This is a genomic window from Vibrio syngnathi (genome assembly GCF_002119525.1).
GTDB classification, from domain to species: domain Bacteria; phylum Pseudomonadota; class Gammaproteobacteria; order Enterobacterales; family Vibrionaceae; genus Vibrio; species Vibrio syngnathi.
The window spans coordinates 65,677-80,298 of the sequence record NZ_CP017916.1 but is presented as its reverse complement, the minus strand read 5'-3'; the positions used below and the strand labels follow the sequence as shown (position 1 = coordinate 80,298).

The window sequence follows — 14,622 nt, the reverse complement described above, 5'->3', positions numbered from 1 at the left end:
GTAAATGTATTCAGACTCTAGACGAAATCAATTCTGAGACACAGCAAAACTCCGAAGTTTAAAGCGCGGCTTAGTCATTACACAGAGTGCGCTTAATGTAGAGCTAATTTGGAATTTTCATAAGCGTTTCAATGTGTAAAACATTTTAGGTTAAGACGGCCTAGAAACGTAAAAAGCCCTACTATTCCTAGCACAGCTTTCTAATCAATGTTTGATTCGGGGCTTACTGGTCATAAACAACCTTTAAGGAAGTCATACCAATTAAAGTAAAAATGTGATCTAATTAAGGCCGTCGAACTCTTACAGAAAATCGTCATGGATAGCCTTAATAATACTGATTTTAAAAAGCTAGCAAGCCAACAAAAAACCATTCAAATGAAGGTTCGCTTGCTAGCACTAGCCCACTTCAAAGAAGGTCACTCGCGCACTCAAATTGCCAAATACCTTAAAGTCAGTCGAACTAGTGTAAACAAATGGGTTCAAGTATTTCTTGAAGAAGGATTGGAAGGGCTTCAAGAAAAACCTCGCACAGGCAGACCTGCATACCTCAATGCAGAACAACGAAAACAACTCAGTGCATTCATTAAGAAAGAAGCAGAGTCCCCTTCAGGCGGGCGCCTTGTCGGGAGCGATATACATGACTACATCGTGAAAAACTTTGATAAATACTACCACCCTAATTCTATCTATTATCTCCTCGACCACATGGGCTTCTCTTGGATAACTTCTCGCTCCAAACACCCTAAACAATCACAGCAAATCCAAGACGATTTTAAAAAAATTCAAAATAGAAACGATCCTTAAGATCCCCGGCCATATCGGGCTAGAGAGTGTTGATGTCTGGTTTCAAGATGAAGCTAGGTTTGGTCAGCAGAACACAACGACACGTCTTTGGGCGACTCGTGGAACGAGGCCTCGCGTGGTAAAACAACAGCAATTTGAATACGCTTATTTGTTTGGTTCGGTATGCCCTGAAAGAGGAATTGGCGAAGCCATAGTGGTTCCTTGGGTTAACAAGGACATAATGACAAATCACTTAGAGCAGATATCTAAGGCTACAGAAAAAGGACGTCATGCTGTCGTTATAATGGATGGTGCAGGCTGGCATACCGATGATATTGCGAGAGAATTTAATAACGTCAGTACTATTAATACCAATTAAAGTAAAAATGTGATCTAATTAAGGCCGTCGAACTCTTACAGAAAATCGTCATGGATAGCCTTAATAATACTGATTTTAAAAAGCTAGCAAGCCAACAAAAAACCATTCAAATGAAGGTTCGCTTGCTAGCACTAGCCCACTTCAAAGAAGGTCACTCGCGCACTCAAATTGCCAAATACCTTAAAGTCAGTCGAACTAGTGTAAACAAATGGGTTCAAGTATTTCTTGAAGAAGGATTGGAAGGGCTTCAAGAAAAACCTCGCACAGGCAGACCTGCATACCTCAATGCAGAACAACGAAAACAACTCAGTGCATTCATTAAGAAAGAAGCAGAGTCCCCTTCAGGCGGGCGCCTTGTCGGGAGCGATATACATGATTACATCGTGAAAAACTTTGATAAATACTACCACCCTAATTCTATCTATTATCTCCTCGACCACATGGGCTTCTCTTGGATAACTTCTCGCTCCAAACACCCTAAACAATCACAGCAAATCCAAGACGATTTTAAAAAAATTCAAAATAGAAACGATCCTTAAGATCCCCGGCCATATCGGGCTAGAGAGTGTTGATGTCTGGTTTCAAGATGAAGCTAGGTTTGGTCAGCAGAACACAACGACACGTCTTTGGGCGACTCGTGGAACGAGGCCTCGCGTGGTAAAACAACAGCAATTTGAATACGCTTATTTGTTTGGTTCGGTATGCCCTGAAAGAGGAATTGGCGAAGCCATAGTGGTTCCTTGGGTTAACAAGGACATAATGACAAATCACTTAGAGCAGATATCTAAGGCTACAGAAAAAGGACGTCATGCTGTCGTTATAATGGATGGTGCAGGCTGGCATACCGATGATATTGCGAGAGAATTTAATAACGTCAGTACTATTAAGCTTCCTCCCTACTCGCCAGAGCTTAACCCTATAGAGCAAGTTTGGAGTTGGTTGCGACAACATTATCTAGCGAATCAAAGTTTCACGGATTATAACGACATTGTTTCCAAGGTTTGTCGCGCTTGGAATGAATTTCTTGAGTGCAAAGATCGTGTCACAAAAATGAGCAGAAGGGATTGGATAAACCTGATCAGTTAATTTTCCGGATTGGTATCATAACCAAGAGTTAAAACTCATACCCTAGAAACGACGAAAGCCTAGTCGTAAGACTAGGCTTTCTGATAAGTGGCGGAGTGGACGGGACTCGAACCCGCGACCCCCGGCGTGACAGGCCGGTATTCTAACCAACTGAACTACCACTCCGCAGTGGTCAACTCACTAAGTGAGCGTCCATATCTCCAGGTCGGTCAACCTAAAGATTTAATTTAAAACCTGGCGATGTCCTACTCTCACATGGGGAAACCCCACACTACCATCGGCGCTATTGTGTTTCACTTCTGAGTTCGGCATGGAATCAGGTGGGTCCACAATGCTATGGTCGCCAAGCAAATTTTGTTTAATTGACGCATTAGCGACAATTAATAATTCGGAAAACTGATTTAAAAGTATCTCTTCAAACTCATTCAAGATCTGTCTTTCTATTGAGTCCACAAAACCCCTTGGGTGTTGTATGGTTAAGCCTCACGGGCAATTAGTACAGGTTAGCTCAATGCCTCGCAGCACTTACACACCCTGCCTATCAACGTCGTAGTCTACGACAACCCTTTAGGACACTTATAGTGCCAGGGAAAACTCATCTCAAGGCTCGCTTCCCGCTTAGATGCTTTCAGCGGTTATCGATTCCGAACTTAGCTACCGGGCAATGCCATTGGCATGACAACCCGAACACCAGAGGTTCGTCCACTCCGGTCCTCTCGTACTAGGAGCAGCCCCTTTCAATTTTCCAACGCCCACGGCAGATAGGGACCGAACTGTCTCACGACGTTCTAAACCCAGCTCGCGTACCACTTTAAATGGCGAACAGCCATACCCTTGGGACCGACTTCAGCCCCAGGATGTGATGAGCCGACATCGAGGTGCCAAACACCGCCGTCGATATGAACTCTTGGGCGGTATCAGCCTGTTATCCCCGGAGTACCTTTTATCCGTTGAGCGATGGCCCTTCCATTCAGAACCACCGGATCACTATGACCTGCTTTCGCACCTGCTCGAATTGTCATTCTCGCAGTCAAGCGGGCTTATGCCATTGCACTAACCACACGATGTCCAACCGTGTTTAGCCCACCTTCGTGCTCCTCCGTTACTCTTTGGGAGGAGACCGCCCCAGTCAAACTACCCACCAGGCACTGTCCGTAATCCCGATTCAGGGACCAACGTTAGAACATCAAAACTACAAGGGTGGTATTTCAAGGACGACTCCATCACATCTAGCGACGCAATTTCATAGTCTCCCACCTATCCTACACATGTAGGTTCAATGTTCAGTGCCAAGCTGTAGTAAAGGTTCACGGGGTCTTTCCGTCTAGCCGCGGGTACACTGCATCTTCACAGCGATTTCAATTTCACTGAGTCTCGGGTGGAGACAGCGTGGCCATCATTACGCCATTCGTGCAGGTCGGAACTTACCCGACAAGGAATTTCGCTACCTTAGGACCGTTATAGTTACGGCCGCCGTTTACCGGGGCTTCGATCAAGAGCTTCGACCGAAGTCTAACCCCATCAATTAACCTTCCGGCACCGGGCAGGCGTCACACCGTATACGTCATCTTACGATTTTGCACAGTGCTGTGTTTTTAATAAACAGTTGCAGCCACCTGGTATCTGCGACTCTCGTCTGCTCCATCCGCAAGGGACTTCACTGATAAGAGCGTACCTTCTCCCGAAGTTACGGTACCATTTTGCCTAGTTCCTTCACCCGAGTTCTCTCAAGCGCCTTGGTATTCTCTACCCGACCACCTGTGTCGGTTTGGGGTACGATTCCTTACAATCTGAAGCTTAGAGGCTTTTCCTGGAAGCATGGCATCAATGACTTCACTACCGTAGTAGCTCGACATCGTATCTCAGCGTTAATGAAAGTCCGGATTTACCTAAACTTTCCGCCTACGTACTTGAACCTGGACAACCGTCGCCAGGCCCACCTAGCCTTCTCCGTCCCCCCATCGCAATTGTAAGAAGTACGGGAATATTAACCCGTTTCCCATCGACTACGCCTTTCGGCCTCGCCTTAGGAGTCGACTTACCCTGCCCCGATTAACGTTGGACAGGAACCCTTGGTCTTCCGGCGAGGGAGTTTTTCACTCCCTTTATCGTTACTCATGTCAGCATTCGCACTTCTGATACCTCCAGCAGTCCTTACAGACCACCTTCAACGGCTTACAGAACGCTCCCCTACCCCACATACCCTAAGGTACGTAGCCGCAGCTTCGGTGTATAGCTTAGCCCCGTTACATCTTCCGCGCAGGCCGACTCGACCAGTGAGCTATTACGCTTTCTTTAAATGATGGCTGCTTCTAAGCCAACATCCTGGCTGTCTGAGCCTTCCCACATCGTTTCCCACTTAGCTATACTTTGGGACCTTAGCTGGCGGTCTGGGTTGTTTCCCTCTCCACGACGGACGTTAGCACCCGCCGTGTGTCTCCCGGATAGTACTTACTGGTATTCGGAGTTTGCAAAGGGTTGGTAAGTCGGGATGACCCCCTAGCCTTAACAGTGCTCTACCCCCAGTAGTATTCGTCCGAGGCGCTACCTAAATAGCTTTCGGGGAGAACCAGCTATCTCCAGGTTTGATTGGCCTTTCACCCCTAGCCACAAGTCATCCGCTAATTTTTCAACATTAGTCGGTTCGGTCCTCCAGTTGATGTTACTCAACCTTCAACCTGCCCATGGCTAGATCACCTGGTTTCGGGTCTAATCCTAGCAACTGTACGCCCAGTTAAGACTCGGTTTCCCTACGGCTCCCCTAAACGGTTAACCTTGCTACTAAAATTAAGTCGCTGACCCATTATACAAAAGGTACGCAGTCACACCACGAAGGTGCTCCTACTGCTTGTACGTACACGGTTTCAGGTTCTATTTCACTCCCCTCACAGGGGTTCTTTTCGCCTTTCCCTCACGGTACTGGTTCACTATCGGTCAGTCAGTAGTATTTAGCCTTGGAGGATGGTCCCCCCATATTCAGACAGGATATCACGTGTCCCGCCCTACTCGTTTTCACTGATTATGATGTGTCGGTTACGGGGCTATCACCCTTTATTGCGGCACTTTCCAGAGCCTTCACCTGCATCATTAAAAGCTTAAGGGCTAATCCAATTTCGCTCGCCGCTACTTTCGGAATCTCGGTTGATTTCTCTTCCTCGGGGTACTTAGATGTTTCAGTTCCCCCGGTTTGCCTCCTGTTGCTATGTATTCACAACAGGATACTTACTTATGTAAGTGGGTTTCCCCATTCAGGAATCCCAGACTCAAAAGGTTATTACTACCTAATCTGGGCTTATCGCAAGTTATTACGCCTTTCATCGCCTCTGACTGCCAAGGCATCCACCGTGTACGCTTAGTCACTTAACCATACAACCCGAAAGGGTTTCTATTTGCTTTCACTTTAAAAAGTGAAGACAAATAAGTGTATGGCAACTAACCAAGGTTTTTGGTTGTCATCAAGAAGGGTTAATTCTCAATGACTGTTTGCCGGACTCAATTGTGAATCAAACTTAGTTTGATTCGAATACAAGACACTTGAATGTGTTTGTTGTGTTTATCTAATGAAAGATAAACATTGAGAACTTTTAAATTTGATTGAATTACTCGTAAGTAAATCAATCAGTCAGCTTTCCAAATTGTTAAAGAGCTTGATTCAAACTAATGAACCATTTTTAAATATTTTCAAATAAAAACACTTAAAGATGGTGGAGCTATGCGGGATCGAACCGCAGACCTCCTGCGTGCAAGGCAGGCGCTCTCCCAGCTGAGCTATAGCCCCATCTTTGTATCTAGTCGATATTGGTGGGTCTGAGTGGACTCGAACCACCGACCTCCCGCTTATCAGGCGAGCGCTCTAACCAGCTGAGCTACAGACCCAATATCGTCTCTTTTACTTTTTAAACCTAATCAATCTGTGTGGACACTCATCGTGACTATCTTCGTATAAGGAGGTGATCCAGCCCCAGGTTCCCCTAGGGCTACCTTGTTACGACTTCACCCCAGTCATGAACCACAAAGTGGTGAGCGTCCTCCTCGAAAGGTTAAACTACCCACTTCTTTTGCAGCCCACTCCCATGGTGTGACGGGCGGTGTGTACAAGGCCCGGGAACGTATTCACCGTGACATTCTGATTCACGATTACTAGCGATTCCGACTTCATGGAGTCGAGTTGCAGACTCCAATCCGGACTACGACGCACTTTTTGGGATTCGCTCACTATCGCTAGCTTGCTGCCCTCTGTATGCGCCATTGTAGCACGTGTGTAGCCCTACTCGTAAGGGCCATGATGACTTGACGTCGTCCCCACCTTCCTCCGGTTTATCACCGGCAGTCTCCCTGGAGTTCCCGACATTACTCGCTGGCAAACAAGGATAAGGGTTGCGCTCGTTGCGGGACTTAACCCAACATTTCACAACACGAGCTGACGACAGCCATGCAGCACCTGTCTCAGAGCTCCCGAAGGCACACCTGCGTCTCCGCTGGCTTCTCTGGATGTCAAGAGTAGGTAAGGTTCTTCGCGTTGCATCGAATTAAACCACATGCTCCACCGCTTGTGCGGGCCCCCGTCAATTCATTTGAGTTTTAATCTTGCGACCGTACTCCCCAGGCGGTCTACTTAACGCGTTAGCTCCGAAAGCCACGGCTCAAGGCCACAACCTCCAAGTAGACATCGTTTACGGCGTGGACTACCAGGGTATCTAATCCTGTTTGCTCCCCACGCTTTCGCATCTGAGTGTCAGTGTCTGTCCAGGGGGCCGCCTTCGCCACTGGTATTCCTTCAGATCTCTACGCATTTCACCGCTACACCTGAAATTCTACCCCCCTCTACAGCACTCTAGTTCACCAGTTTCAAATGCAGTTCCGAGGTTGAGCCCCGGGCTTTCACATCTGACTTAATGAACCACCTGCATGCGCTTTACGCCCAGTAATTCCGATTAACGCTCGCACCCTCCGTATTACCGCGGCTGCTGGCACGGAGTTAGCCGGTGCTTCTTCTGTTGCTAACGTCAAGATGCGCAGCTATTAACTACACACCCTTCCTCACAACTGAAAGTACTTTACAACCCGAAGGCCTTCTTCATACACGCGGCATGGCTGCATCAGGCTTGCGCCCATTGTGCAATATTCCCCACTGCTGCCTCCCGTAGGAGTCTGGACCGTGTCTCAGTTCCAGTGTGGCTGATCATCCTCTCAGACCAGCTAGGGATCGTCGCCTTGGTGAGCCATTACCTCACCAACTAGCTAATCCCACCTAGGCATATCTTGACGCGAGAGGCCCGAAGGTCCCCCTCTTTGGCCCGTAGGCATTATGCGGTATTAGCCATCGTTTCCAATGGTTATCCCCCACATCAAGGCAATTTCCTAGGCATTACTCACCCGTCCGCCGCTCGACGCCCATTAACGCACCCGAAGGATTGTTAGTGTCGTTTCCGCTCGACTTGCATGTGTTAGGCCTGCCGCCAGCGTTCAATCTGAGCCATGATCAAACTCTTCAATTTAAGATTTTGTGACTCAACGAATACTGACTTCAAAACTATTCTTTATAAATAAAGAGTGTAATTTTAAAGCTATTACCATTCCAACAGAATGGTAATGAATTGACTGTGCCGAATAACTACAAGTAGTTAAACGTATTGGTCACTCAGTTCATTGAAATCAAGTTTGTTACCGAAGTAACTGTTATTACGTTCTTTCGAAAAAGAACCAATAACGCTTTGATATTCATCAACGAGTGCCCACACAGATTGATAGGTTTAAATTGTTAAAGAGCTTGTTCTCTAAAAAGAGAACGCTTTCAGTGCCTTAGCACGTAAGCAGGACGCGTATAATACGCTTTCCACTTTGAAAGTCAACATAAAGCTCTAAGAAAACTTAGAACTCTATGGTGACTTGTCTATTAAATAGACAAAGTCGAACTTTTGTCTTCACTTTTAAAAAAGTGAAAATAAATTTGGAGCCTGGCGATGTCCTACTCTCACATGGGGAAACCCCACACTACCATCGGCGCTATTGTGTTTCACTTCTGAGTTCGGCATGGAATCAGGTGGGTCCACAATGCTATGGTCGCCAAGCAAATTTTGTTTAATTGACGCATTAGCGGCAATTAATAATTCGGAAAACTGATTTAAAAGTCTCTTCAAACGCATTCAAGGTCTGTCTTTCTATTGAGTCCACAAAACCCCTTGGGTGTTGTATGGTTAAGCCTCACGGGCAATTAGTACAGGTTAGCTCAATGCCTCGCAGCACTTACACACCCTGCCTATCAACGTCGTAGTCTACGACAACCCTTTAGGACACTTATAGTGCCAGGGAAAACTCATCTCAAGGCTCGCTTCCCGCTTAGATGCTTTCAGCGGTTATCGATTCCGAACTTAGCTACCGGGCAATGCCATTGGCATGACAACCCGAACACCAGAGGTTCGTCCACTCCGGTCCTCTCGTACTAGGAGCAGCCCCTTTCAATTTTCCAACGCCCACGGCAGATAGGGACCGAACTGTCTCACGACGTTCTAAACCCAGCTCGCGTACCACTTTAAATGGCGAACAGCCATACCCTTGGGACCGACTTCAGCCCCAGGATGTGATGAGCCGACATCGAGGTGCCAAACACCGCCGTCGATATGAACTCTTGGGCGGTATCAGCCTGTTATCCCCGGAGTACCTTTTATCCGTTGAGCGATGGCCCTTCCATTCAGAACCACCGGATCACTATGACCTGCTTTCGCACCTGCTCGAATTGTCATTCTCGCAGTCAAGCGGGCTTATGCCATTGCACTAACCACACGATGTCCAACCGTGTTTAGCCCACCTTCGTGCTCCTCCGTTACTCTTTGGGAGGAGACCGCCCCAGTCAAACTACCCACCAGGCACTGTCCGTAATCCCGATTCAGGGACCAACGTTAGAACATCAAAACTACAAGGGTGGTATTTCAAGGACGACTCCACCACATCTAGCGACGCGGTTTCATAGTCTCCCACCTATCCTACACATGTAGGTTCAATGTTCAGTGCCAAGCTGTAGTAAAGGTTCACGGGGTCTTTCCGTCTAGCCGCGGGTACACTGCATCTTCACAGCGATTTCAATTTCACTGAGTCTCGGGTGGAGACAGCGTGGCCATCATTACGCCATTCGTGCAGGTCGGAACTTACCCGACAAGGAATTTCGCTACCTTAGGACCGTTATAGTTACGGCCGCCGTTTACCGGGGCTTCGATCAAGAGCTTCGACCGAAGTCTAACCCCATCAATTAACCTTCCGGCACCGGGCAGGCGTCACACCGTATACGTCATCTTACGATTTTGCACAGTGCTGTGTTTTTAATAAACAGTTGCAGCCACCTGGTATCTGCGACTCTCGTCTGCTCCATCCGCAAGGGACTTCACTGATAAGAGCGTACCTTCTCCCGAAGTTACGGTACCATTTTGCCTAGTTCCTTCACCCGAGTTCTCTCAAGCGCCTTGGTATTCTCTACCCGACCACCTGTGTCGGTTTGGGGTACGATTCCTTACAATCTGAAGCTTAGAGGCTTTTCCTGGAAGCATGGCATCAATGACTTCACTACCGTAGTAGCTCGACATCGTATCTCAGCGTTAGTAGTGGTCCGGATTTACCTAAACCACCCGCCTACATACTTGAACCTGGACAACCGTCGCCAGGCCCACCTAGCCTTCTCCGTCCCCCCATCGCAATTGTAAGAAGTACGGGAATATTAACCCGTTTCCCATCGACTACGCCTTTCGGCCTCGCCTTAGGAGTCGACTTACCCTGCCCCGATTAACGTTGGACAGGAACCCTTGGTCTTCCGGCGAGGGAGTTTTTCACTCCCTTTATCGTTACTCATGTCAGCATTCGCACTTCTGATACCTCCAGCAGCCCTTACAGACCACCTTCAACGGCTTACAGAACGCTCCCCTACCCCACATATCCTAAGATACGTAGCCGCAGCTTCGGTGTATAGCTTAGCCCCGTTACATCTTCCGCGCAGGCCGACTCGACCAGTGAGCTATTACGCTTTCTTTAAATGATGGCTGCTTCTAAGCCAACATCCTGGCTGTCTGAGCCTTCCCACATCGTTTCCCACTTAGCTATACTTTGGGACCTTAGCTGGCGGTCTGGGTTGTTTCCCTCTCCACGACGGACGTTAGCACCCGCCGTGTGTCTCCCGGATAGTACTTACTGGTATTCGGAGTTTGCAAAGGGTTGGTAAGTCGGGATGACCCCCTAGCCTTAACAGTGCTCTACCCCCAGTAGTATTCGTCCGAGGCGCTACCTAAATAGCTTTCGGGGAGAACCAGCTATCTCCAGGTTTGATTGGCCTTTCACCCCTAGCCACAAGTCATCCGCTAATTTTTCAACATTAGTCGGTTCGGTCCTCCAGTTGATGTTACTCAACCTTCAACCTGCCCATGGCTAGATCACCTGGTTTCGGGTCTAATCCTAGCAACTGTACGCCCAGTTAAGACTCGGTTTCCCTACGGCTCCCCTAAACGGTTAACCTTGCTACTAAAATTAAGTCGCTGACCCATTATACAAAAGGTACGCAGTCACACCACGAAGGTGCTCCTACTGCTTGTACGTACACGGTTTCAGGTTCTATTTCACTCCCCTCACAGGGGTTCTTTTCGCCTTTCCCTCACGGTACTGGTTCACTATCGGTCAGTCAGTAGTATTTAGCCTTGGAGGATGGTCCCCCCATATTCAGACAGGATATCACGTGTCCCGCCCTACTCGTTTTCACTGATTATGATGTGTCGGTTACGGGGCTATCACCCTTTATTGCGAGACTTTCCAGACTCTTCACCTGCATCATTAAAAGCTTAAGGGCTAATCCAATTTCGCTCGCCGCTACTTTCGGAATCTCGGTTGATTTCTCTTCCTCGGGGTACTTAGATGTTTCAGTTCCCCCGGTTTGCCTCCTGTTGCTATGTATTCACAACAGGATACTTACTTATGTAAGTGGGTTTCCCCATTCAGGAATCCCAGACTCAAAAGGTTATTACTACCTAATCTGGGCTTATCGCAAGTTATTACGCCTTTCATCGCCTCTGACTGCCAAGGCATCCACCGTGTACGCTTAGTCACTTAACCATACAACCCGAAAGGGTTTCTATTTGCTTTCACTTTAAAAAGTGAAGACAAATAAGCGTATGGCAACTAACCAAGGTTTTTGGTTGTCATCAAGAAGGGTTAATTCCTGATAACTGTTTGCCGGACTCAATTGTGAATCAATGTAAACATTGATTCGAATACAAGACACTTGAATGTGTTTGTTGTGTTTATCTAATGAAAGATAAACATTGAGAACTTTTAAATTTGATTGAATTACTCGTAAGTAATCAATCAGTCAGCTTTCCAAATTGTTAAAGAGCATAAAGCAAAAAGCTTTAATCAATAACTTACGTTATTAATTAAAGCTCTGGCTTTAACTAAATCTAAACCATCAATCTGTGTGGACACTCATCGTAAGTATCTTCGTATAAGGAGGTGATCCAGCCCCAGGTTCCCCTAGGGCTACCTTGTTACGACTTCACCCCAGTCATGAACCACAAAGTGGTGAGCGTCCTCCCCGAAAGGTTAAACTACCCACTTCTTTTGCAGCCCACTCCCATGGTGTGACGGGCGGTGTGTACAAGGCCCGGGAACGTATTCACCGTGACATTCTGATTCACGATTACTAGCGATTCCGACTTCATGGAGTCGAGTTGCAGACTCCAATCCGGACTACGACGCACTTTTTGGGATTCGCTCACTATCGCTAGCTTGCTGCCCTCTGTATGCGCCATTGTAGCACGTGTGTAGCCCTACTCGTAAGGGCCATGATGACTTGACGTCGTCCCCACCTTCCTCCGGTTTATCACCGGCAGTCTCCCTGGAGTTCCCGACATTACTCGCTGGCAAACAAGGATAAGGGTTGCGCTCGTTGCGGGACTTAACCCAACATTTCACAACACGAGCTGACGACAGCCATGCAGCACCTGTCTCAGAGCTCCCGAAGGCACACCTGCGTCTCCGCTGGCTTCTCTGGATGTCAAGAGTAGGTAAGGTTCTTCGCGTTGCATCGAATTAAACCACATGCTCCACCGCTTGTGCGGGCCCCCGTCAATTCATTTGAGTTTTAATCTTGCGACCGTACTCCCCAGGCGGTCTACTTAACGCGTTAGCTCCGAAAGCCACGGCTCAAGGCCACAACCTCCAAGTAGACATCGTTTACGGCGTGGACTACCAGGGTATCTAATCCTGTTTGCTCCCCACGCTTTCGCATCTGAGTGTCAGTGTCTGTCCAGGGGGCCGCCTTCGCCACTGGTATTCCTTCAGATCTCTACGCATTTCACCGCTACACCTGAAATTCTACCCCCCTCTACAGCACTCTAGTTCACCAGTTTCAAATGCAGTTCCGAGGTTGAGCCCCGGGCTTTCACATCTGACTTAATGAACCACCTGCATGCGCTTTACGCCCAGTAATTCCGATTAACGCTCGCACCCTCCGTATTACCGCGGCTGCTGGCACGGAGTTAGCCGGTGCTTCTTCTGTTGCTAACGTCAAGATGCGCAGCTATTAACTACACACCCTTCCTCACAACTGAAAGTACTTTACAACCCGAAGGCCTTCTTCATACACGCGGCATGGCTGCATCAGGCTTGCGCCCATTGTGCAATATTCCCCACTGCTGCCTCCCGTAGGAGTCTGGACCGTGTCTCAGTTCCAGTGTGGCTGATCATCCTCTCAGACCAGCTAGGGATCGTCGCCTTGGTGAGCCATTACCTCACCAACTAGCTAATCCCACCTAGGCATATCTTGACGCGAGAGGTCCGAAGATCCCCCTCTTTGGCCCGTAGGCATTATGCGGTATTAGCCATCGTTTCCAATGGTTATCCCCCACATCAAGGCAATTTCCTAGGCATTACTCACCCGTCCGCCGCTCGACGCCCAACAAATCCTCCGAAGATTCAATGTTGTCGTTTCCGCTCGACTTGCATGTGTTAGGCCTGCCGCCAGCGTTCAATCTGAGCCATGATCAAACTCTTCAATTTAAGATTTTGTGACTCAACGAATACTGACTTCAAAACTAATATTCATTCGCCTATTCGAAAATAAACAAAGAACATGTAATTCTAAAGCTATTACCCCTCTCTTCTTAAATAAATAGGAACAGAATGGTAATGAATTGACTGTGCCAAATAACCGAAGTTATTCGTATTGGTCACTCAGTTCATTGAAATCAAGTTTGTTACCGAAGTAACTGTTATTACGTTCTTTCGAAAAAGAACCAATAACGCTTTGATATTCATCAACGAGTGCCCACACAGATTGATAGGTTTAAATTGTTAAAGAGCTTCACTTGTTGAGCGTTCCTTTTAAGTAAGGAGCCTCTCTAAGTGGACGGCCATTCTAGCGAATTAACATTCAGTGTCAAACACTTTTTGAAAATTAATTTTTTGTCGCTTTCCGTCTGACTGATTGTTGCTGAAGCCTTGTGGCGTCTGCCGTCTCAGTGGTGTCGCATTATAGGGAACCCACTCAGCTTAGCAACTACTTTTTCATAAAAAATGAATAAATAGGGGTTAACTGCCTAATAGTTCACCTAAACAGAAAAAAGAGAACATTTCTGCTCTCTTTTTGCTCAAAATCCAAAAGAATTCTTAGATAAATGCGTAAGCATCTGCGTACATATGGTCACGCTTTGCTTCTTTATTCTGAGTAAACATGTCTCTTGCAGCGCCTGCCATTTCGAAACGACCCGCAATGTAGATATCGAAATCAGCTAATGATTCGAAACTTTGCGTGATGGCTTCTAATACATTACCCGTTTGGCCGTTCCAAACTTCAGGTGCTTCTTCTACTACTGGTACAAAATGCACATTGCTGTGTTTTGCTGCAATGTCGACAAGCTCTTCTTTCGCATACAGCTGACACTCATCTTTTGCACCCCAGTATAGATGAATCTCTTTTTTACTGTTCTGCGCGATGCAGTGATCGAGAATAGAGCGCACGTAGCTAAAGCCAGTACCACCAGCAATGAGTAACAGAGGACGATCGCTTTCTTCTTTAACCCACGCATCACCGTGCGGAGCATCAATAGCTATATCGCCATCTTCAGCTTGCGCTTTCTTCATTGCCTCAACGACTTCTGATGCGTAAGCATTGTGCTCAGCTGCACCAATGTGTAACTCAAGCTCGCCTTCATGGCGACAAGGGCTGCTTGCAATCGAAAATGGACGCTTATCTTTCTCGCCCATTTCAACCATCAGATATTGGCCCGCTTTAAAAGCGACCGGTGTTTCTGGGTGAAGTAGGATTTGGTAAGTATTACAAGCCAAAGGCTCGATAGACTTCACTTTACATTTAATAGTCATGTTCTTCCTCTTACTAACCC

Annotated in this window: 4 protein-coding genes, 3 tRNA genes and 6 rRNA genes; 3 read left to right on the top strand and 10 right to left on the bottom strand. The window is 47.3% G+C overall.

The genetic code is table 11. The annotated features are described in order from the left end of the window. Nucleotides 1–375: 375 nt before the first annotated feature. The 3 genes from K08M4_RS00380 to K08M4_RS21905 all read left to right on the top strand — a co-directional run bounded on the left by K08M4_RS00380 (nt 376) and on the right by K08M4_RS21905 (nt 2,248). Entirely contained in the window at nt 376–804 is a 429-nt protein-coding gene (locus tag K08M4_RS00380; protein ID WP_435532559.1) for a helix-turn-helix domain-containing protein, read from the top strand. Beyond that, nucleotides 770–1,162, top strand: coding sequence for a transposase (locus tag K08M4_RS00375; protein ID WP_086048525.1), 393 nt, complete (start codon nt 770–772; stop codon nt 1,160–1,162). Before K08M4_RS00380 ends, K08M4_RS00375 begins: the two co-directional genes overlap by 35 nt. Nucleotides 1,163–1,212: 50 nt before the next feature. Next, a protein-coding gene (locus K08M4_RS21905; protein ID WP_157665725.1) for an IS630 family transposase occupies nt 1,213–2,248 on the top strand; the annotation gives its coding sequence in 2 pieces (ribosomal slippage) (nt 1,213–1,671 and nt 1,673–2,248; 1,035 coding nt in all). An 88-nt stretch (nt 2,249–2,336) separates the two neighbouring features. Here the strand turns inward: K08M4_RS21905 and K08M4_RS00360 are convergent. From K08M4_RS00360 to fre, 10 genes are all read right to left on the bottom strand, one after another. After that, nucleotides 2,337–2,413, bottom strand: a tRNA-Asp gene (locus tag K08M4_RS00360). Between the two features lie 67 nt (nt 2,414–2,480). Next, a 5S ribosomal RNA gene (gene rrf / locus K08M4_RS00355) occupies nt 2,481–2,596 on the bottom strand. A 124-nt stretch (nt 2,597–2,720) separates the two neighbouring features. Continuing rightward, nucleotides 2,721–5,614, bottom strand: a 23S ribosomal RNA gene (locus tag K08M4_RS00350). A 336-nt stretch (nt 5,615–5,950) separates the two neighbouring features. Next, nucleotides 5,951–6,026, bottom strand: a tRNA-Ala gene (locus K08M4_RS00345). A 21-nt stretch (nt 6,027–6,047) separates the two neighbouring features. Further along, nucleotides 6,048–6,124: transfer RNA gene (locus tag K08M4_RS00340), tRNA-Ile, on the bottom strand. Between the two features lie 67 nt (nt 6,125–6,191). Beyond that, nucleotides 6,192–7,746 (bottom strand): 16S ribosomal RNA (locus K08M4_RS00335). Nucleotides 7,747–8,203: 457 nt separating this feature from the next. Next, nucleotides 8,204–8,319 (bottom strand): 5S ribosomal RNA (gene rrf / locus K08M4_RS00330). A gap of 122 nt (nt 8,320–8,441) precedes the next feature. Next, nucleotides 8,442–11,335 (bottom strand): 23S ribosomal RNA (locus K08M4_RS00325). 389 nt (nt 11,336–11,724) lie between these two features. Beyond that, a 16S ribosomal RNA gene (locus tag K08M4_RS00315) occupies nt 11,725–13,279 on the bottom strand. The 16S, 23S and 5S rRNA genes sit together here with 3 tRNA genes alongside, the layout of an rRNA operon. A gap of 609 nt (nt 13,280–13,888) precedes the next feature. Further along, nucleotides 13,889–14,602, bottom strand: coding sequence for an NAD(P)H-flavin reductase (gene fre, locus K08M4_RS00310; RefSeq protein ID WP_004736628.1), 714 nt, complete (start codon nt 14,600–14,602; stop codon nt 13,889–13,891). Nucleotides 14,603–14,622 lie beyond the last annotated feature (20 nt).